This is a genomic window from Vibrio sp. R10-SG3-ISO10 (assembly GCF_059834185.1).
In genome coordinates this window covers 917,870-938,431 of the sequence record NZ_JCBDHG010000022.1, presented here as the reverse complement: position 1 = coordinate 938,431, position 20,562 = coordinate 917,870, and the positions used below count along the sequence as shown (strand labels likewise).

The 20,562-nt window shown below is 45.3% G+C and carries 17 protein-coding genes and 2 tRNA genes; 12 read left to right on the top strand and 7 right to left on the bottom strand.

Annotated elements, in window-relative coordinates; translation table 11 throughout:
* Positions 1–22: 22 nt before the first annotated feature.
* Positions 23–1,234, bottom strand: a complete 1,212-nt coding sequence (locus AC6R16_RS17790) for a thiolase family protein (protein WP_500675267.1) — start codon at positions 1,232–1,234, stop codon at positions 23–25.
* Between the two features lie 248 nt (positions 1,235–1,482).
* Between AC6R16_RS17790 and AC6R16_RS17785 the strand changes: the two genes are divergently transcribed.
* From AC6R16_RS17785 to AC6R16_RS17755, 7 genes are all read left to right on the top strand, one after another.
* A complete protein-coding gene (locus AC6R16_RS17785; RefSeq protein WP_500675266.1) occupies positions 1,483–1,860 on the top strand; it encodes a MerR family transcriptional regulator in 378 nt (125 codons plus the stop codon).
* Positions 1,861–1,954: 94 nt separating this feature from the next.
* Positions 1,955–3,124 (top strand): isovaleryl-CoA dehydrogenase, encoded by a 1,170-nt coding sequence (locus AC6R16_RS17780; RefSeq protein WP_500675265.1) that lies wholly within the window; start codon positions 1,955–1,957, stop codon positions 3,122–3,124.
* A 10-nt stretch (positions 3,125–3,134) separates the two neighbouring features.
* A complete protein-coding gene (locus AC6R16_RS17775) occupies positions 3,135–4,742 on the top strand; it encodes a carboxyl transferase domain-containing protein (RefSeq protein ID WP_500675264.1) in 1,608 nt (535 codons plus the stop codon).
* Positions 4,743–4,746: 4 nt separating this feature from the next.
* Positions 4,747–5,559, top strand: coding sequence for an enoyl-CoA hydratase-related protein (locus tag AC6R16_RS17770; RefSeq protein ID WP_500675263.1), 813 nt, complete (start codon positions 4,747–4,749; stop codon positions 5,557–5,559).
* Between the two features lie 4 nt (positions 5,560–5,563).
* Positions 5,564–6,481, top strand: coding sequence for a hydroxymethylglutaryl-CoA lyase (locus AC6R16_RS17765; RefSeq protein WP_500675262.1), 918 nt, complete (start codon positions 5,564–5,566; stop codon positions 6,479–6,481).
* 169 nt (positions 6,482–6,650) lie between these two features.
* Positions 6,651–7,634: a response regulator gene (locus AC6R16_RS17760; RefSeq protein ID WP_500675261.1), complete on the top strand. Its 984-nt coding sequence runs from the start codon at positions 6,651–6,653 to the stop codon at positions 7,632–7,634.
* Entirely contained in the window at positions 7,631–8,596 is a 966-nt protein-coding gene (locus AC6R16_RS17755) for a GGDEF domain-containing protein (protein WP_500675260.1), read from the top strand. Before AC6R16_RS17760 ends, AC6R16_RS17755 begins: the two co-directional genes overlap by 4 nt.
* Before the next feature lie 12 nt (positions 8,597–8,608).
* On the opposite strand, the gene AC6R16_RS17750 is transcribed toward AC6R16_RS17755, so the two are convergent.
* The 5 genes from AC6R16_RS17750 to AC6R16_RS17730 form a co-directional block, all read right to left on the bottom strand.
* A tRNA-Gly gene (locus AC6R16_RS17750) sits at positions 8,609–8,683 on the bottom strand.
* Between the two features lie 27 nt (positions 8,684–8,710).
* A tRNA-Gly gene (locus AC6R16_RS17745) sits at positions 8,711–8,785 on the bottom strand.
* Positions 8,786–8,914: 129 nt separating this feature from the next.
* Positions 8,915–10,270, bottom strand: coding sequence for a transporter substrate-binding domain-containing diguanylate cyclase (locus AC6R16_RS17740; RefSeq protein WP_500675259.1), 1,356 nt, complete (start codon positions 10,268–10,270; stop codon positions 8,915–8,917).
* 142 nt (positions 10,271–10,412) lie between these two features.
* Entirely contained in the window at positions 10,413–12,413 is a 2,001-nt protein-coding gene (locus AC6R16_RS17735; protein WP_500640262.1) for a HAMP domain-containing methyl-accepting chemotaxis protein, read from the bottom strand.
* Between the two features lie 154 nt (positions 12,414–12,567).
* Entirely contained in the window at positions 12,568–12,819 is a 252-nt protein-coding gene (locus tag AC6R16_RS17730) for a hypothetical protein (protein WP_500640263.1), read from the bottom strand.
* Between the two features lie 555 nt (positions 12,820–13,374).
* Here AC6R16_RS17730 and AC6R16_RS17725 point away from each other — a divergent pair.
* From AC6R16_RS17725 to AC6R16_RS17705, 5 genes are all read left to right on the top strand, one after another.
* Complete coding sequence (locus AC6R16_RS17725; RefSeq protein WP_425666927.1) at positions 13,375–14,922, top strand: alanine/glycine:cation symporter family protein; 1,548 nt, start codon at positions 13,375–13,377, stop codon at positions 14,920–14,922.
* A gap of 487 nt (positions 14,923–15,409) precedes the next feature.
* Positions 15,410–16,516, top strand: a complete 1,107-nt coding sequence (pdhA, locus tag AC6R16_RS17720; RefSeq protein WP_500675258.1) for a pyruvate dehydrogenase (acetyl-transferring) E1 component subunit alpha — start codon at positions 15,410–15,412, stop codon at positions 16,514–16,516.
* Positions 16,509–17,492, top strand: coding sequence for an alpha-ketoacid dehydrogenase subunit beta (locus AC6R16_RS17715; protein WP_500675257.1), 984 nt, complete (start codon positions 16,509–16,511; stop codon positions 17,490–17,492). Before pdhA ends, AC6R16_RS17715 begins: the two co-directional genes overlap by 8 nt.
* Positions 17,489–18,634, top strand: a complete 1,146-nt coding sequence (locus AC6R16_RS17710; protein WP_500675256.1) for a dihydrolipoamide acetyltransferase family protein — start codon at positions 17,489–17,491, stop codon at positions 18,632–18,634. Before AC6R16_RS17715 ends, AC6R16_RS17710 begins: the two co-directional genes overlap by 4 nt.
* Before the next feature lie 160 nt (positions 18,635–18,794).
* On the top strand, positions 18,795–19,577 hold the full coding sequence (locus tag AC6R16_RS17705; protein ID WP_500675255.1) for a substrate-binding periplasmic protein: 783 nt from the start codon (positions 18,795–18,797) through the stop codon (positions 19,575–19,577).
* A gap of 24 nt (positions 19,578–19,601) precedes the next feature.
* Here the strand turns inward: AC6R16_RS17705 and AC6R16_RS17700 are convergent, their stop codons facing one another.
* The gene (locus tag AC6R16_RS17700) at positions 19,602–20,558 is read right to left on the bottom strand and encodes an electron transfer flavoprotein subunit alpha/FixB family protein (protein ID WP_500675254.1); all 957 of its coding nucleotides are present in this window, start codon (positions 20,556–20,558) and stop codon (positions 19,602–19,604) included.
* Between the last annotated feature and the right edge of the window lie 4 nt (positions 20,559–20,562).

The following is a 20,562-nucleotide window of genomic DNA, read 5'->3' as shown; positions in this document are numbered from 1 at the left end:
TTCCTTTCCTATAACTTTGCTCTTAAACTGGAATTTCGATGGCGATTGCGGTCGCTTCTCCACCACCAATACAAATAGCTGCAATACCTTTCATCGACTTACGTTGCGTCGCATCTCCATCGACACCATATGCCTGAAGTTGTCTGAGGCTATAAATCAAAGTCGTTAAAATTCTCGCACCACTTGCACCAATCGGATGCCCTAAAGCGCACGCGCCGCCCTTAATGTTCACTTTGCTACTATCAAGTTGAAGCTCTTTAGCCGCTATTTGAGCCACAACGGCAAAAGCTTCATTGATTTCCCACAGGTCAACGTCTCCAACTTCCCAATCTAACGTTGAAAGTAATTGTTCAATCGCGTAAACGGGAGCAACAGTAAACTCTGCAGGCTTTCGCGCGTGGCTAGAATGCGCTTTGATGATCGCGAGAGGTTTCATTTCAAGGTGCTTAGCCTGCTCTGCCTCCATTAAGATAAGCGCAGCCGCACCGTCAGAAATAGCGCTGGAGTTAGCTGCCGTTATTGACCCCTTTTTAGTAAAAGCGGGGTTTAGCTTGGGGATTTTATCGGGATCAATCGCACGTGGCTGCTCGTCATAGTTGAGCGTCTCACCATTTTTTAACGTGACAGGAACCAGCTCATCACGAAACATTTTCTGCTTATCCGCCGCGATGGCTCGATGGACTGATTGCGTAGCCCATTCATCCATTTGTTCACGTGTGAACTCCAATTTATCTGCAATTTGTTGACCGTAAACGCCCATAAGTTCCCCCTCATAGGCGTCTTGCAAGCCATCTAAGAACATATGGTCATAGGTAGTTTTATGCCCCATGCGCATACCACTTCGTGACTCTTTCATCAGGTAAGGGGCATTAGTCATGCTCTCCATGCCGCCTGCAATCGCGCTTTGAATCGAGCCTGCTTTGATAAGATCGTGTACCAACATGACTGACTTCATTCCTGAACCACACACCTTATTTACCGTTGTACATGGGGTGCTCTGTTCTAAGCCTCCACCCAAAGCTGCTTGTCTAGCAGGAGCTTGCCCACACCCTGCAGGCAATACACATCCCATATAAACTTCGTCGACCAAGTCTGGTGATATTTTTGCTTGGTCAAGTGCACCTTGAATCGCTAGTGCGCCCAACTGTGGTGAAGAGTAGTCAGCCAACAAACCTTGAAACTTTCCCATGGGGGTGCGTTTCGCTGACACTATCCAAATCTCTTTTTGTTCCATTGCGCCGCCCTCTTTGACGTAGCTCTGTTACTTAGTGGTGAGTGTTTGTATCTATGGTCGCTTTGGTTCTTACTGTCGTGGCTAAGGCAAATCGACCTAACTTAATTTCTTGACGTTTACGTAAGCATAGCACTAACATTTACGTAAACGTAAAGAAACAAAACAAACTAATTTGCAAACTATTTGATTCAGCCAATTCAGAGTCAATGAACGACCCAAGAATTTAGATAAATAGGAATAGAGTTTCAGTGGAAAAATATAAGATTAGCGATCTCGCAAAAGAATTCGACATAACGACACGTAGCATCCGTTTTTACGAAGATGAGGGGCTAATTCAACCTGAACGCAAAGGCAGTATGCGTATCTACAACCGAAGAGATAGAACCCGACTCAAATTAATTCTACGGGGTAAGCGACTGGGATTCTCTCTGGCAGAAATACGTGAACTGTTTGAGCTCTATGATACTCATCAAGGTGATACTCAGTTAACTGAAATGCTGAAAATCATTGATGAAAAAGAAGCGGTGCTCATGCGCCAACTCGATGACATTAACAATATGCTAAGCGATCTCAACCTTGCTCGCGAGCGATGTGAACAGGCATTAGCAACGAGTAAAGCCAGCTAGATTAGCTTATACGTCTTCGAGCTTTTTGAAACAGTGGTTTTTAAAACAGTAGTTTTGGAAATGATGAGCTAAAAACCGATCGCTTGGAGGCGTTATGCTATCACAATACACCCCTCTTAATTTTGGGTTAGATGAATCCATCAACCTTTTACGTGAACATGTGTGTGGGTTCGCCCAGCAACACATCGCCCCTCTCGCGGCTGAAATTGATCGCTCCAATAGTTTTCCTAATCAGCTGTGGCCCGAGCTAGGCAGTATGGGTTTGTTGGGCGTTACCGTCAGTGAGCAATATGGCGGTGCGGATATGGGCTACCTAGCTCACGTCGTTGCAATGGAAGAGATCAGTCGCGCCTCAGCTTCTGTTGCATTGAGTTATGGCGCCCACTCAAACTTGTGCGTCAATCAGATATTTCGCAACGGTAACGAGGCTCAACGCACTCAATACCTGCCTAAACTCATCGACGGTACTCATATCGGCGCGCTAGCAATGAGTGAACCCAATGCAGGCTCAGACGTCGTGAGCATGCAGCTTAAGGCTGAGCTAAACGGTGACCACTACGTGCTTAACGGTACAAAGATGTGGATTACCAACGGGCCTGATGCAGATGTTTTGGTTGTTTACGCCAAGACCGAACCTGACAAAGGCTCGCATGGCATCACCGCGTTCATTGTGGAGAAAAGCTTTCAGGGGTTCAGCCATGCGCAAAAGCTCGATAAATTGGGAATGCGTGGCTCAAACACCTGCGAACTGGTGTTTGAAAACTGCGAAGTTCCCGTTAAAAACGTGCTGGGCGAAGTCAATCATGGCGTGAAAGTGTTAATGAGTGGGCTGGACTACGAAAGGGTTGTGCTCGCCGCTGGGCCACTTGGTATCATGCAAGCCTGTTTAGATCTTGTCATACCTTATATCCACGACCGAAAACAGTTCGGTCAATCCATAGGTGAGTTCCAACTCGTCCAAGCCAAAGTCGCAGACATGTATACGCGAACCAATGCAGCTCGCGCTTATTTGTATGCTGTTGCTGGAGCCTGCGATAGAGGTCATTCAAGCCGAAAAGATGCCGCAGGTGCGATCCTCTATTGCGCTGAGCTCGCCACCCAAATCGCCCTCGATGCAATTCAGCTTCTCGGGGGAAATGGCTATATCAATGAATTCCCAGCGGGACGCCTGCTTAGAGATGCCAAACTGTATGAAATTGGGGCTGGAACGTCTGAAATTCGCCGCATGCTGATTGGCCGTGAACTATTCGAAGAAACGCGTTAATGAGGTCCTCATGCCAGCGATAAAAACCAAAATTAAAACAGATGCGCAGCTTTATGCGGACAACTTTGCAGCAATGGATGAGCTCGTAAGAAAACTGCACTCTGATATCGACACTATCAAGCTAGGTGGCGGAGAAAAAGCACTCGAGCACCAACGTCGAAAAGGGAAGTTCCCGGTTCGAGAACGTATCGCAATGTTACTGGATGAGCACAGTCCATTTCTTGAAGTCGGCCAGTTTGCAGCATGGCAAGTCTATGAAGACAACGTACCTTGCGCAGGGGTTGTGGCTGGTATAGGGCAAATCAATGGTCACCAATGCATGGTGATCGCCAATGATCCCTCAGTCAAAGGAGGTACCTACTACCCCCTGACCGTCAAAAAACACCTCAGGGCACAAGAAATAGCCAAACGCTGTAAGTTACCTTGTATCTATCTGGTCGACTCTGGCGGCGCAAACTTACCCCATCAAGCGGAAGTCTTCGCTGATAAAGAGCATTTTGGACGAATTTTCTTCAATCAAGCCCGCATGTCAGCAGAAGGCATCCCGCAGATTGCTGTTGTCTTGGGTCTTTGTACAGCAGGTGGCGCCTATATTCCCGCGATGTCCGATGTTGCAATCATGGTGAAACAACAAGGCACTATCTTTTTAGCTGGCCCACCACTTGTGAAAGCCGCCACAGGTGAAGTGGTCACTGAAGAAGAGTTAGGGGGAGCTGATGTCCACTGCCGAAAATCGGGGGTTGCAGACTACTATGCCGAAAACGAGCACCACGCTATGTTGTTAGCGCGCGAAGCCGTATCAAACGCTACTCTAGGTTTTGAATCGAGCCAAGCAGTCAACGACTTCGAGCCTCCACACTATTCCGCACAAGAGATCTACGGCGTTGTGAACGACAACTTGCGATTGTCTTTTGATGTTAGAGAGATCATCGCCCGAATCGTGGATGGCTCGGAGTTTGATGAGTTCAAAGCTCTGTTTGGCACCACTTTGGTGTGTGGATTTGCCAGAATTGAAGGCCAACTTATTGGCATTGTTGCTAATAATGGCATTTTGTTTTCCGAGTCCGCACAAAAAGGCGCTCACTTTATCGAACTATGTGCCAAGCGAAAGATACCATTACTGTTTTTACAAAACATCACTGGATTTATGGTCGGTAAAAGAGTGGAAGAAGGGGGCATCGCTAAAAATGGTGCCAAGCTTGTAATGGCAGTCGCATGTGCAGATGTGCCCAAATTCACCATCATCATTGGTGGCTCCTATGGCGCTGGTAATTACGGTATGTGCGGCCGAGCTTACGAACCCACAATGATGTGGATGTGGCCTAATGCTCGTATCTCTGTAATGGGTGGTGAGCAAGCAGCCGGAGTGCTCACCCAAGTAAAAAGCCAGGTGATACAAAGACAAGGCAAGGAATGGAAAGCAGAGGAAGAACAAGCGTTTCGTGACGAAATCCTCGAACTGTATGAAACCCAAGGGCATCCCTACTATGCCAGTGCCAGGCTATGGGATGACGGCATAATTGATCCTAAAGAAACCCGCAGTATCTTGGCTCATGCTATTCGCATCGCTCACAACGCACCTATTGAAGAAAGCCAATTTGGAATATTTAGGATGTGATGAAATGACGCGAAATAACCGCAAAGCCAAGAAAAGTGATGTTCTCATGCAACTGGACGAAAATGGGATCGCTCACTTGGCACTTAATCGACCAAGCAGCGCCAATGCTTTCAACGCAGAGGTTATATCGCAGTTAATCTCTCACCTAGATGCCTTATCATCAAATATTCGTGTCCGAGCTCTGATCCTTTCAGGCAATGGCAAACACTTTTCGGCTGGCGCCGATGTTGAATGGATGCGCTCTATGGCAACCAAAAGTCAGCAAGAGAACCAACTTGATGCTTTCCAACTTGCCACTTTACTCGATAAGTTAGATCGTTTCCCTCACCCAACCGTCGCTGCCGTTCAAGGTGGTGTATTCGGCGGGGCGCTTGGCCTTGTCTGTTGCTGCGATATGGTTATTGCCCATCAAAGTGCCGTATTTTGTTTAAGTGAGGTGAAACTGGGACTTATCCCGGCAACAATAGCGCCATATGTCATTCGCACTATTGGAACTAGGAATGCTCGCCGCTATATGCTTTCCGCTGAAAAAATCGATGCTCCTACTGCTTTATCACTGAATATTGTTCATCAACTGTCTGTTTCCGATGAATTAAAAGAGCAAGCCATCGAATGGCTAACACCAATACTTAATCACAGCCCACAAGCTTTGATTGAAGCCAAAAAACTCTGCCATCATTGCCACGTAGCTCCAATTGATGAGTCAATGAAAAGCTACACCAGTGAGTTGATTGCGAACATTCGCGTCTCGCCTCAAGGCCAAGAGGGATTGTCAGCCTTTCTCGAAAAACGCGATCCAAAATGGAATTCGGAGTAAACAAATGAGCCAACATATTACGCTTCCCAAATCCGTTAAGATCGTCGAGGTCGGCCCCAGAGATGGGTTGCAAAATGAAGCCACACTCCCGCTTGAAGTTAAAGTCGCATTGATTGATCAGCTCTCTAGAACCGGCCTCACTCATATTGAGTCAGGCGCTTTTGTGTCTGAATCGAAAATACCGCAAATGGCGAACTCCCATCAGGTTTTCACTTCAATCAATCGCCAGCCACCAATTGTTTATTCGGCTTTAACACCCAATATTCGTGGTTTGGAATCGGCATTAGATTGTGGTGTGGATCAAGTAGCGGTATTCACAGCGGCTTCAGAAGGTTTTTGCCAACGTAACATCAACTGCTCAATTTCGCAGAGTTTAGGGCGATTTAAAGACGTGATTGAGTTGGCATCAAAGCATAATCTGCCCGTGCGAGGTTACCTATCTTGTATCATCGATTGCCCTTATGACGGCGCAACCGACCCTAAGCAAGTTGCGGACATTGCTAAGATAATGTTGGATATGGGCTGCTATGAAATCTCCCTTGGCGATACGGTGGGCACCGGAACCCCGTTCAAAGTTGCCAATGTTCTGGATGCCGTGTTCGAGAAGAGCTCCCCTTCTCACATTGCCGCTCATTTTCATGACACCTATGGTCAGGCACTCGCCAACTTATACCAAGCTTTACTTATGGGTGTATCAACCATCGATTCAAGTGTCGCTGGGTTGGGAGGATGCCCCTATGCGCAAGGGGCAGCAGGAAATGTTGCCACCGAAGATGTGCTTTACCTTTGCCAAGGATTAGGCATCGACACTGGAGTGGATCTAGCCAAAGTGACGCACACTGCATGGAATATTTGTCAGCACCTAAACAAACAACCCACATCAAAAGTTTCACTCGCGACTCCTCCCGTCTCATTTCAATAATTCTGTGTCGAACTTCCAATTTTTCGGTCTGCTTTCTAAAAAGCACGTGAAATCATCAACATAAATATGTTAACTATCACCAACATAATTGAACTAAAGTCACACTATTGATGTAGTTTCGCTTTTGCAATCTAAGTGACGCTTTATTACAGGCTATCGAATTACAACAATGAACATATTAGTATGTGACGACTCGGTTATTGCCCGAAAATCAATAATCGGCAGAATTGCTCCCTCAACCAATATCACGATTCACCAAGCAGAACATGGCAAAGAAGCGCTCGAAGTCATGTTGGTGCACGACATTGATCTGCTTTTCCTAGACCTTACGATGCCGGTGATGGATGGTTTTGAAGTACTGGCTTCAATGCCTGTGAGCCAATACCCAACTCAGGTCGTGGTAGTTTCTGGGGATATTCAATTAGAAGCCAAATCTCGTTGTAAGGATTTGGGGGCCCAACACTTTATCGAGAAGCCTTTTGTCACCTCCGATTTAGTATCACTGTTTGAATACTATCGACTGCCATTACGTAACACCGATGTTAGACCAAACCAGCAAAGTCGAAAGTCCATCGATTTAATGGCGGCAATCCGTGAAATGAGTAACGTCGCGCTTGGGGCAAGTGCTTCATTAATTTCTCGGCAGATGGGTCGCTTTATTGAAATGCCTCTACCTAATGTCGCTTCATTGCATCAATCCGAGTTAACGATGACGGTTCAAGATATTGTCAACAACTCAGAGTCTCGTGCAGTTTCCCAACGTTTTGTCGGCAATGGTATTAATGGAGAAGCGCTTGTCTGTCTACATGGCTCTGGATTTGAATTACTTGCACGCTCAGATGATGATGCGCTTAGTAGCTCTGTCAATGAAGTGATTCTCGATCTATCCAACTTGTTGGTTTCATCATTTCTCAACTCTTTCAGTAAACAGCTCGATATTGCAGTTTCACTTCGTCAACCAATTGTCTTAGAAAAAGAGTTGTTACAGGTTTCGCTAGCTTGCGACCAATTTCTTAAAGACTATGAGCAGGATATTTTCACTATAGAGTTCGTTTATAAGGCCGAGAATCTCGATATCGCCTGCGACATCATCTTCTTGATGGATTACGAATCTTTGAACGCGATAGAAGACATTTTGGAGAGTGTATTATGAACTCCACGGATATAGGCGACTTACATTGGGCAATGCAAATCCTTGGCGATTTAGATGCAGGACTGATTGTCATTGATAGAGAATATAAAGTCTGTGTCTGGAATACCTTTATGCAGTCTTATAGCGGAATCAGTGCCGACAAAATTCTAGGTAGAAACCTGTTTGAAGCAGTCGGAGATTTACCCGAACTTTGGCTTCGAAGCAAAGTCAGTGCTGCGTTCACGTTGAATAGTCGCGGCTTCTCTTGCTGGGAAGATCGCCCATTTCTTTTCAAGTTCAAGAACTTCAGTCCAATATCCAATGGCCTCAAAGAGATGCGCCAAAACATTACCTTCTCCCCCCTAACGTCCGTCAATGGAGAGGTGTCACACGTTAGTATCATCATCAATGACGTCAGTGATATCGCGAAGAACAAAATTCACCTCCTCGATTCCAATCAGAAACTGTCCGACCTTAGCAGAACCGATGGCCTGACTAAGCTATTCAACCGAGCTCATTGGGAAAGTTGCTTATTGAGAGAGTTTGAACATTGCCAAGTAACAGGGGCGACCTCATCTCTGGTTATCTTTGATATCGACCACTTTAAACGGGTCAATGACACCTTTGGGCACACTGTAGGTGATGAAGTCATTCGCCACACAGCAAACGAACTCAAGAAAGCCTCGCGTGGTTCAGACATTTGCGGCAGATACGGCGGTGAAGAGTTTACCGTACTTCTTCCAGGCACATGTGCCACTCAAGCGCTCTACTTTACTGAGCGTTTACGTAAACGCATCGAACAAGCAAGTGTCAATTACGAACAAAATTCGGTGAAATACACGATCAGTCTTGGTGTATGCGAACTCTCCCCTTACCAAACTAGTCATTTGACTTGGTTAGAACACGCAGATAAATCACTTTATTTCTCGAAACAATCGGGAAGAAACCGCTCGACAGTGTTTGACCCAGCGTTGATAAGGTAGACCTAAGAAGTTTGGAGCGTACTGCGGGAATCGAACCCGCATCATCAGCTTGGAAGGCTGAGGTAATAGCCATTATACGAAGTACGCTTTGTATTGAATGAGCCTAACTAGGCTTGGAGCGTGCAGCGGGAATCGAACCCGCATCATCAGCTTGGAAGGCTGAGGTAATAGCCATTATACGATGCACGCATCATCGTGAAGACAGTTTCAATATGCCACAGATAACTGAAAAGAAAAGTGTTTTCTTTCATTAATAAGGTTAAGTGGTGAAGTTAGCATCACTTTGGGGTGTAGTTGGCGTATTTACGCTCAATCAATCTAACTAAACACTTTAGCGGTCACTCGATCTTTGCCATTTGTCTTGGACTGATACATCAGGTGATCTGCATCAGAAAGAGATGTACTTGAATCTATGTTAGGGTAGTAAGCGCAACCTAAGCTAACCGTTACCTTTCGTTTTTCATCTTCCAGCAGTTTCACCTGACGCACAGCGGCACATATTTTTTCAGCTACGACGACGGACGCTTCGTACGTCTCACCACAAAGCAAAACAGCGAATTCCTCTCCGCCGATTCTTCCCATCAAATGGAGATCAGATAAGGTGTCATTCGCTGCATGTGCGACACTTTTTATTACTATGTCTCCGGTCTGATGGCCGTAGTTATCGTTGATTTGTTTAAAATCGTCGATATCAAAAATCATAACCGTTATCGAGCCTCCCTCCTTCAGCCTTTGTTGAAATTCGTTAACAAAGTGGCGCCGATTACTGAGCTCTGTGAGTTGGTCCGTTTCAGAGAGTTTTTTGAGTTCTAAGTTAACCTGCTCTAGTGCATTGGTTCTGACTTTTACTGTAATTTTAAGTGCGACTATATAGCTAAACGTAACGATACCAATAATGAGTGCTGCAACAGGAACAAGATAGTCGGGGTAGACAGTATTGACATACATCCAGCGATTAAAGATCTGTTGCTTTTCATCATTATCAAATTCATTGATACCGCGTGTTATTTCCTGTTGAAGTTCAACGTTCCCTTCTCGCACAGCAGCCCGCAAGTTCCCAGAATAGAGATGCCTCACACCAACAAATCGCTGAGGCTCGTCACTACTAAACAGATAAAAATTAGCAACTTGCAGATCAGCGACAAACGCGTCAAGCTCCCCGCTAAATGCCGCCTCTATCATCAGTTGATTATTGGAAAAGCTCTTCAAATTAAGATTAGGGAAATGGCGTCTTGTAAACTCTTCTTCATAACCACCAGCGACAACGCCAACCAAGTGTTGATGTTCACCGAGCAGAAAGACATCAAGGTTAGTCCCTATCAGCTGCTGACTAATGTACATTTGCGTATCAATGGAGAGAATTTCAGGCGAGTAGTCCAGATAGCTATCGCGTTGCTCAGACCATAATAAACCGGCGTGAATGTCTGCCCGCCCATCTCGAACCGCGTCGAGAGATGCCTGCCAATCAAGGAGAACAAATTCGATTTCTACGTTATTTTTGCGCCCATACTCTTGCCAGTAGTCAACGAGAATACCGTCAGGATCGCCCTTATGGTTGATAAATGAGAAAGGTTTCCATGCCTTAGAGTTGGCGATTACCAACTTGTCACTTTGCTCAGCATACAGTGGAAAACAAGCCAGCATTACGAATAGGCTGAATATGATTCGAAGCACTTTTGTCCCTAAAAAAACTAAGCTCAATAAGTGAATTATTGAGCTTTATATTATTGATATATTAGGTATAGATGATACTTCGATTAGATGATGCCGATCTGGTTTAAGAATGAGACATCACTCGATAAGTCGTCAACGCTTGTTAAGAGATCTGAAAACGGCTCATTTCCCCATTCAGCTCATCAACTTGCCCTCGAACTTGGTTCGAGATTTCTGACGAGGATTGCGATATATCAGCAACCCCTTCTACTGATTCAATCACTTTCGTCATTAACAGTTGAATTTCGTCGGTAGCTTGAGACTGTTGCTGTGCAGAGCTCAAGAGATCCTGCATCTGTTGGTTCAGTTCTTCAATCTGCTGTGTCGTTGAACTTAACGTGCCATAAGCTTGCTCTGTATGGTTGGCGCCCTCCTCAGCTAAAGATTTGCTCTTATCGATTTCGCCAACCACCGCAGCCGTCGATGATTGAATTGCATTGACTATATTGTTGATTTCAGTCGTAGATTCGGTTGTTCGAGTAGCAAGTAGACGCACTTCATCTGCAACCACAGCAAAACCTCTTCCGTATTCGCCTGCGCGCGCAGCTTCAATCGCGGCATTGAGAGCGAGTAAATTGGTTTGCTCTGCAAGCCCTTCGATGACTTCTGTTACACGTCCAATCGCTTCACTTTCTTTACTTAATGCATCGACCTGTTCACTGGCTTTCTCAATCGTAGCATGAAGCAAACCCACTGTCGTTTTGTTAAGGTCAAGTGCTTGAGAACCTAGCTCAATCTGTGCTCTAGATTCAGATAACTTGCTCGCCGATTGCTCAGCCTGTGCTGCGGTATCACTAGCAGAATGACTGACATCCGTCACTTGGTGCCCCACAAGTTCCATGGTCGATTTCTGGCTATCGACCTGATGGACTGTTTTAGCATTGGCATCAAGTAAGGTATTCATACTGTCACTAACGGTTGATGCCTTGTTGCTCACACCCTTAACAATTGCAGCCAGTTCATCGTTCATCTTGTTAATTGAACGAGTTAAGCTTGCCAACTCATCACTTCCTTCAATCGGAAGAGCGGACTGTGAAACATCACCATTGGCAATGGCTTGAGCGCGTTTTGAAATCGTCTTAACTCGGCGACCAATGCTCTTACCCATAAAGTGCGCAGTCGTTGCAGCGACAATTACCACAATGGCTATCGAAGCTACTAATAATGAAATCACACTAGTTACGGAGCTAAAGATGCCCTGGCCACTTTGATCCGCTAACGACTGTTGCTGATTAATGATTGAGTCTAAGTTCGAATCTAATGCAGTAACCGCAGGTACTAGCTCATTGGCCATTTTTTGGTTAGCGATGTTCCAATCACTTGAACGGCGCAATTCAACCACCTGATCAGCTAAAGGGAAATAGAGCTGTTGCATCTCTTTGAATAGATCCCAGAGCCCTTGATCGCTGCTCGATAGCAAAGACACTTTCGAATCTATCTCTTTGACCGATTTAGCATGAGACTTGAGAAAATCTTGGTACTTATCTAAATGTTCTTGTTTTCCATAAAGGAGGAAATCACGCATTGAAGATAAAGCATTTGCCAAAGAGGTATAACTGTCGGCATAGAGCCTAAACAAGCGCTTACGCTCACCCCCTTCTTTGTTGCCCGCTTCATCATTGATTAGACCTTGAAGCTGATCAAGTGCCACTTCAGCTATCGGTGCTGCTTCGTTAATAAATAGCGAATGAGCTGGAAGGTTTTCGTCCGTATGGCTTAATTCAGCAATGTCGTTTAGCGACTGAGCGACTAAGGTCCACTGCGAAAGGATTTGTTGATAGTTTTCTTCAGTTAGTAGTGGCTCTAACTTAGGCAGTGACTCATCCACTTTCAGAAGCGACTGATCGAGTTTAGCTTTTTCAACTTCACCTGTCGCTTCATCACCTCCCAACAACATGTAGGCTCTAAGTGACGATACGGTAGCGTGGATGGATTGTTGAATAGAGCGCCCTGCATCAACAGTCGGCAGATCGCGGTTTAATAGCGATGCGGTATGGGTTTCAACGGTAATTAAGCTGCGATAAATAAAGAACGCGGAAACGATAAAAAGTACTGCAAGCGACAGAAAACTCAGCTGTAACTTCCCTGATATCGTGAGTTTCATCCTTTAACTCCTATAGTTTGTTCAATCCATACTATAGCGTTTTGGACATTATTGTTAAATATATGTATCAGTAAAATTATAAACTTTCGTACTATTCACCTATATTCAAATCGCCACATCCACTCTCAAGATAACCATAGATATCGTTGAAACACTACACGCAAGAAGTTTGCACAGTGAGTTTCAAAAGTATCTTCTCTCGTCGCAGTTCGAGTATGTCTTCAATCAGCTTTTCTTTCGCGCTCAACCCGAAGTGTTCTGCGTAATTTTTTATCGTATCCACTTCAATTTTATTTAAGTTGTAAACATTCCGCTTTAAGTAAGCTTCTGCTTCACTTTTTATATAGCCATGACTTTGCAGCTCACTGATGATCACTTCATCTAATTCGTGCGTTCTCTTTGCCATTTTCTTCTAAATTCTTTCCAGTACACAACCTGTCTAATCGTATATATGCCATCGATTAGAATTTCTGCTGGCGTAAGTTACCTTTCCAATATGACAGCTAAGTGACGAATGGCATACGAAATGCTTTCCTTCATTAGATAACTATAAATTCACGCCCACATGAACAGACCAACCCATTCGCCATGTGAATTATAATTCACCATTATCGCATAATCATTACTTTTATCTAGAATTGCCATATTATGCGTCATGTTTTACTGGTCATTAAGTAATCACACAGTTTTATATATTTACCAACAACACCAAATATCCGACCAATCTACTAGGGTATCAATTACCAATTACTCCGCACACCAGTCAAAAACCAGTGAATAAGTTCAAATTAGCTGCATAAAGTTAGTAAAAATCAGAATTGTTTGCTGGATCATATTTTCCGACAAAGATGTTGCTTAGGTATTTATAAAATGAATAATAGCAAACGTTACACAAATGTAACAAAACACAACATCATATAAATATTATTCATATAAACACCTATTTACAGGCAGGAAAAGCATGACAAAGCGTATTTCGCTAGCCGTATTGGCAAGTCTATTTGCAGGTAGCGCTGCAGCATCCAGTTTGGATGACAAAATCAACGAAGTCGTTGCACCTATCGTTAACCCTTTTGTAGGAATGATCTTTTCGACTATTCCGTTCCCTTTTACTGACGTACAGGTGCCGTGGATTGTTCTTTGGTTAGTTGTTGCAGCTAGCTTTTTTACTTTCTACTTAGGCTTCATTAACGTTCGCGGCTTTAAGCACGCGATTCAACTTGTATCAGGGAAGTTCTCTGATCCTAAAGCAAAAGAAGACGGTGAGGTTTCTCACTTCCAAGCTCTAACCACAGCACTTTCAGGTACGGTTGGTTTGGGTAACATCGCTGGTGTGGCCGTTGCTGTATCTATCGGCGGTGCTGGTGCGACATTCTGGATGATTCTTGCGGGCCTACTTGGTATGTCGAGTAAGTTTGTAGAGTGTGCACTGGGTGTGAAATATCGTAACACCAACCCAGACGGCTCTGTATCAGGTGGTCCTATGTACTACCTAAGCAAAGGTCTAGCTAAACGAGGTAACGCTGCGTTTGGCCGTACCCTAGCTGTTCTGTTCTCTGTATTCGCGATCGGTGGTTCTCTTGGTGGCGGTAACATGTTCCAAGCGAACCAAGCGTTCAAGCAGGTAGTAGGCGTTACAGGTGGCGATGCGTCATTCTTCGCTGACAAAGGCTGGTTATTTGGTCTTATCCTAGCGGTGATCGTGGGTATCGTTATCATTGGTGGTATCAAATCAATCGCCAAGGTAACGGAGAAAGTGGTTCCGTTCATGGCGACGATTTATGTCGGTGCAGCTCTTATCATTATCCTAATGAACTTCGACCGCATTGATGACGCATTCAGCGCTATCTTTAACGGTGCGTTCACAGGTGAAGGTATTGCAGGTGGTGTGATTGGTGTGCTTATCCAGGGTTTCAAACGTGCAGCGTTCTCGAACGAAGCTGGTGTTGGTTCGGCAGCAATTGCTCACTCAGCAGTAAAAACCAAAGAGCCAATGTCTGAAGGTTTCGTGTCTCTACTAGAACCATTCATTGATACTGTTGTTATCTGTACGATGACAGCCCTTGTTATTATCATTACTGGTTACCTAGACACAGATACTGGCCTTGCTGGTGTAGAGCTGACGTCTGCGGCATTTGGTAGCGCAATTAGCTGGTTCCCATACATCCTTGCAATCGCTGTTGTTCTTTTCGCTTTCTCTACTATGATCTCTTGGTCATACTACGGTCTGAAAGCATGGACTTACCTATTCGGTGAGAGCAAAACAGCCGAGCTTATCTTTAAAGTGAAATTCTGTATCTTTGTTGTGATTGGTGCAGCAATGAACTTGGGCCCTGTTATCGACTTCTCAGACGCAATGATCTTTGCAATGGCTCTTGTGAACATTGTTGGTCTATACATTCTTGTTCCAGAAGTGAAGCGTGACCTAGCAGATTACCTAGAACGCTTTAACGCAGGCAAAGTTTACAAGGTTCAGCAAAAACAAAACCTAACTGAACAGCCAGAGTAATACCTAAAATTCAAATACGATGATCAACAGCAGACTACGGTCTGCTGTTTTTTCATATTAGTGACACTCATTTACACATTTTTCCTTTCTAAACTTGCAAACCAATATTCCAACAAGTATTTCAACCTAAGTATAATTGTCTAGTTTTTCATCACAGCACTGTTTAAAACTGGCATTTTTCTCCACCTATCTCCCGACTGTAAGCTCAGCTTTACTCTTCAAACAAACACCAAACAGGCGAAATTTAACATTTTGGTTACACTTATCTTAAGCGTATTAACTGAAATTGATCTCTGGTTTCTCTCAAGTTTGCAGTTTAAAAGTGCGTTGCAGCTTCAAAGCTCAGCAGGTTGTTTTAGTTTACGCAAATAAGTTGTATGAAATTTAAGTATCTATCTTGGCTCTGCATGACCGAAACATGGTCTTAGAGTCATACATCGTTTCTCTTAGGTGCGATCCATCTCTGCGAAACAAAGAGGAGATAGTAATGAATGTTCAGACACTACCCATGCTGCGCTTTATTGACCACGAAGGTGTGTCAGTAAATCAGTTGCCAGCTTGGGCAGACTTAACGACGTTAACCACCTTTTATAAGGATATGGTTCTAACCCGTACGTATGACAACAAAGCAGTAGCGCTACAACGAACGGGCAAACTTGGCACCTACCCTTCTCATTTAGGCTCTGAAGCTTATGGCGTTGCCATTGGCCATGCCATGCATCCACGCGATGTGTTTATTCCCTACTACCGAGATATGCCCGCAATGTGGGTTCGTGGTATTCCGATGGAGAAAAACCTCCAATACTGGGGTGGCGATGAGCGAGGCAGTGACTTTCACGTAATACCAGCAAATGGTGAAAGCCCAGAGCATTGCCGAGATCTCCCCTTCTGTGTGCCTATTGCCACTCAGTGTACACATGCGGTAGGTGTGGCTTCTGCGCTTAAAATCGAGAACCAGCACCATGCCGCTTTAGTCACTTGTGGGGATGGTGCGACATCGAAAGGGGATTTCCTAGAGAGCATTAACTGCGCAGGGACCTGGAACTTGCCATTAGTGTTTGTGGTGAATAACAATCAATGGGCAATCTCTGTGCCAAGAACACTTCAATCCGCTGCTGAGTTTTTATCTGACAAAGCGAAAGGCGCGGGCATTCATGGCGTGACCGTCGATGGCAACGATGTGGTCGCTGTCTATGACACCGTACTTGCAGCTTTGGATAGAGCAAGAAAAGGCAAAGGACCAACCCTAATTGAAGCTGTCAGCTATAGGCTCAGTGACCATACAACCGCTGATGATGCAAGCCGCTATCGTAGTGACGATGAGCTCAACCAAGCGTGGCAGTTCGAACCAATCAAACGGTTAAAAACCTTCTTAATCAATCAAGGCGCTTGGAGCGACGCTCAAGAAGAGACTTGGCTGTTAGCGTGTAAAGAGCAAGTAGAGATTGCCGTAGATCACTACATGAACCTTCCGCCTCAGGCACCAGAAAGTGCATTTGATTATCTTTATGAACACGCACCTGCTGAGTTAAACCAGCAGCGAGACATACTGATCAACAAAGCAATGCGAATGCAAGGAGGCAAACATGGCTGAGTTGACGTTAGTAGAAGCAGTCAACCTTGCACTGCATCATGAAATGAACAAAGACCAAAGTGTGATTGTTCTTGGTGAGGATGTTGGCGATAACGGTGGGGTATTCCGTGCTACCGTGGGTCTAAAAGAGAAGTTTGGCTTAAGGAGAGTGATCGACTCTCCTCTCGCAGAAGCGCTGATTGGCGGGGTTGCTGTCGGGATGGCAAGCCAAGGTTTACGTCCCGTAGCCGAGTTTCAATTCCAAGGCTTTGTATTTCCAGCAATGGAACATTTAGTGTGCCACGCTGCAAGAATGCGCAACCGAACACGAGGGCGATTAACCTGCCCTGCAGTTTTCAGAGCGCCTTTTGGTGGCGGCATTCACGCCCCAGAACATCACTCCGAAAGCGTAGAAGCTCTATTTGCACATACTGCTGGCTTTAAGGTGGTTATCCCCTCTTCCCCTCAAAGAGCTTATGGCCTGCTTCTCGCTTCGATTCGTAGCAATGACCCTGTCATGTTCTTCGAGCCTAAACGTATTTACCGCACCGTTAAATCTGAAGTTGTGGATAGCGGAGAAGCCCTTCCACTCGATACCTGCTTTACCTTACGAAAAGGGCGAGACATTACTTTGGTGACATGGGGGGCCTGCGTTGTTGAGTCATTGCAAGCTGCTCAAACACTCTCCACTCAAGGAATTGAAGCTGAAGTGATTGATTTGGCCTCGATCAAACCAATAGATATGGACACGATACTTAAATCGTTGGAAAAAACCGGTCGATTGCTGGTTGTACATGAAGCAAGTCGTACTTGTGGCGTAGGCGCTGAAATTCTCGCCCGAACTGCCGAACACGCCATGTGTTTACTCAAAGCGCCACCACGGAGAGTCACAGGAATGGATACCATCATGCCTTATTACCGCAATGAAGATTACTTCATGATTCATGAGCAAGATATCGTGCTAGCTGCGCGAGAATTGGTGGAGGGTTGGAAATGAAAAGCTTCTTATTACCTGACCTAGGCGAAGGATTAGCCGAGTCTGAAATCGTTGAATGGCACATTAGCGTCGGCGACTCTGTCGAGCTCGATCAAGTTGTCTTAACCGTAGAAACCGCCAAAGCTGTGGTTGAAGTCCCTGCTCCCTACTCTGGTGTCGTCGTCAGTCGGCATGGCGAGGCAGGCGATGTAATCAATATTGGTGCTCTACTGCTAGAAATAGAAGAGCAACCTGAGCTGGTCGGCTCGACGGTGAGTCAAGCAAAACAACAAGATGCCGCAACTGTCGTGGGTAACGTTTCGCAAGCGGCTCATCATGTCGATGTCGATGATTTTTGGATAGGGAGCACACATAACCCTTCCGCTGATGAACTCATTACAGCACTTCCCTCAGCTCGACTCCTAGCCAAAAAACTCGGTGTAGAACTCAAGACTGTCAAAGGGACGGGCCCTAACGGCATGATCAACGATAGTGATATTTACAATGAGGCTCGTAAACAAAGCCCGGGGACTGAAGTGCTCAAAGGTGCGCGCAGAACCATGGTGTCTACCATGTCGGAGTCTCACCATCATGTTGCTGCGGTGACCATAACTGAAGAAGCAAATTTAGGCGACTGGCTAGCTAATGAAGATATCTCTGGCCGACTGATTAAAGCGGTCGTCTATGCCTGCCAGGAAGAACCTGCGCTCAATGCATGGTTTGATGCAGAAACCATGACGCGCTGCGTACACAGTAGAGTCAATATTGGTATTGCCGTTGACAGTAGTCATGGACTTTATGTTCCGGTTCTTAAACACGCAGATGAATTTGAAGGCAATCAAGTTCGTCAGTGGCTCGATGAAACCGTCAAGGGGATCAGGGAACGTAAGATTGGTAGAGAAAGCCTCCAAAATGGGACGATAACCCTATCTAACTTTGGCGCAATAGCAGGTATATTCGCTACTCCGGTCGTTTCTCCACCGCAAGTTGCCATCGTGGGAGCAGGCCGTATTATCGAACGTGTTGTGATGAAAGGTGACAAACCCATATCAGTCAAAGTCATGCCACTGTCGATCACGTTCGACCACCGAGCTTGTACTGGTGGTGAAGCTGCAAGGTTTACTAAGAAGCTTGTCGAACACTTGCAGAAGCCCAAAGGTTAGTTTTGGCTACACTTCTGAGCACGACTTTCATCGTCGTGCTCTCTCTCACATAAACCACACCACCATTAACTTGTCCCGGTTCCTAGAGAAATCAAAACTTTTGTTAGTTGAAAAACAACAGCTATGATTATGGATATCGACCTCTGGGAGAGTTAGGTAGATGAGCTTGATAAAAAGTGTCTACAATCCAATTAACCCGTTTCTTTTAGTTGCACTTGTGCTGCTTCCTTTTTCATCGTTTTCGAATCAAGTTCTTACCATTTCAGTTGGCAGTGATTATCCCCCCTATCATTCCAAAGAGCTGCCTGGATACGGAATCAACGCCCAAATTGTCACCGCAGCATTTGCTGAGGTTGATATCGACGTTGAGTACGTGCATTTATCCACCTGGGAAGAAGCTTTAGATTCTGCCGCTCGAGGTCAGTTCGATGCAACAGCGTTGTGGGAGTACAACCCTCAGCATGAGAGTAGTTTTCTGATCAGCGATTCTGTTTATGAAATAAACGCCCATCTCTTTCATAGCAAAGAGTTAAACTTCAGCTGGGACACGGTCAAAGATCTGCAAGGATACAAGATTAGTGCGCTGATTGGTGGGTACTATGGGCAGGAGTTTGAAAATGCTGAGAAAACGAAATTGATTAACGTTGAGCGCGTTCATGATGAAACTGATAATGTGATAAAACTTGTTTCCGGAGCCATCGATCTCGCTCCACTCTATACAACACATTTTAACCTGATTATTAAGCAAGAAGGGCTAGGGTCGGAAAAGGCAAACATCACCTATCACCCGCAGCCCCTATTTGTTAATTCACTCCACTTGCTACTGCCGATCAATAACCCAAATAGCCCTTCTTTGATCGAAAAATTCAATCAAGGACTAAAGGTAATTAGAAAAAATGGCACTCTGCAATCTTTACTCAATGAGCATCTCAAGTATTTGTAGTCATTACGGGAAAGAGCAAGAGCCCTAAACGGACTCGATCAATTCGGGCAAAATCTCAAATAGATCCCCGACTAAACCGTAATCTGCAACTTCAAAAATAGCGGCATCAGGGTCACTATTAATCGCAACAATGACTTTCGAGTCCTTCATACCTGCGAGATGTTGAATTGCCCCTGATATTCCTACCGCAATATACAAGTTAGGCGCAACAATCTTACCCGTTTGCCCCACCTGCAAGTCGTTAGTAACAAAACCTGCATCAACCGCCGCCCGAGACGCACCAATTGCACCGCCTAACTTATCGGCTAATTTTTCGACTAAAGCGAAGTTTTCTTTACTGCCCAAACCTCGGCCACCAGAAATCACTACGCTTGCGCTAGACAGTTCAGGTCGGTCACACTGCGCGCTTTCTCGGCTTACCAATTGAGTACCTTGGCTGGCGACAATGGTCTCAAGATTCACCAGTTGGGCTGCTCCACCATCATCCAATGGCATTTTATCAAATGCCGTCGAACGTACCGTCATCACTTTTATCGAGTCTTCCGAGCAAACTCTGGCTAATGCGTTACCCGCATAGATAGGACGCACTACCGTATCAGTACTTTCTATAGCCATCACGTCTGACAGCATTTCAACATCGAGCAACGCGGCCACTCTTGGTAAGACGTCTTTACCGAACGTATTGGCTGGCGCTAATACGTGGCTGTAATCGACGCCAACTTGCTTTACGACTTCAGCAAGATTCTCTGCAAGCATATCTTGATAGCATGCGTTATCAGCGACAAGAACGCGTTCTAGCAAGGACGACCGCTTAATCAACTGGGCAACATCGTCACAGTTGCAACCTACAACCAGAGCGTCAGCCGAACCGCTCCCTGCTGACTCAATGATCGATTTTGCCGCCGACAAGGTGGCTAAAAAATCTGCGCTCGGGGTCTGGTTATCATGTTGTGCTAACACTAATACTTTGATATCACTCATTGCT

Coding starts and splice junctions, on each gene's coding strand:
- AC6R16_RS17765 (WP_500675262.1), top strand. CDS start 5,564: ATGAGCCAACATATTACGCTTCCCAAATCCGTTAAGATCGTCGAGGTC.
- AC6R16_RS17780 (WP_500675265.1), top strand. CDS start 1,955: ATGCTATCACAATACACCCCTCTTAATTTTGGGTTAGATGAATCCATC.
- AC6R16_RS17760 (WP_500675261.1), top strand. CDS start 6,651: ATGAACATATTAGTATGTGACGACTCGGTTATTGCCCGAAAATCAATA.
- AC6R16_RS17790 (WP_500675267.1), bottom strand. CDS start 1,234: ATGGAACAAAAAGAGATTTGGATAGTGTCAGCGAAACGCACCCCCATG.
- pdhA (WP_500675258.1), top strand. CDS start 15,410: ATGAATGTTCAGACACTACCCATGCTGCGCTTTATTGACCACGAAGGT.
- AC6R16_RS17725 (WP_425666927.1), top strand. CDS start 13,375: ATGACAAAGCGTATTTCGCTAGCCGTATTGGCAAGTCTATTTGCAGGT.
- AC6R16_RS17735 (WP_500640262.1), bottom strand. CDS start 12,413: ATGAAACTCACGATATCAGGGAAGTTACAGCTGAGTTTTCTGTCGCTT.
- AC6R16_RS17705 (WP_500675255.1), top strand. CDS start 18,795: ATGAGCTTGATAAAAAGTGTCTACAATCCAATTAACCCGTTTCTTTTA.
- AC6R16_RS17730 (WP_500640263.1), bottom strand. CDS start 12,819: ATGGCAAAGAGAACGCACGAATTAGATGAAGTGATCATCAGTGAGCTG.
- AC6R16_RS17775 (WP_500675264.1), top strand. CDS start 3,135: ATGCCAGCGATAAAAACCAAAATTAAAACAGATGCGCAGCTTTATGCG.
- AC6R16_RS17710 (WP_500675256.1), top strand. CDS start 17,489: ATGAAAAGCTTCTTATTACCTGACCTAGGCGAAGGATTAGCCGAGTCT.
- AC6R16_RS17700 (WP_500675254.1), bottom strand. CDS start 20,558: ATGAGTGATATCAAAGTATTAGTGTTAGCACAACATGATAACCAGACC.
- AC6R16_RS17715 (WP_500675257.1), top strand. CDS start 16,509: ATGGCTGAGTTGACGTTAGTAGAAGCAGTCAACCTTGCACTGCATCAT.
- AC6R16_RS17755 (WP_500675260.1), top strand. CDS start 7,631: ATGAACTCCACGGATATAGGCGACTTACATTGGGCAATGCAAATCCTT.
- AC6R16_RS17770 (WP_500675263.1), top strand. CDS start 4,747: ATGACGCGAAATAACCGCAAAGCCAAGAAAAGTGATGTTCTCATGCAA.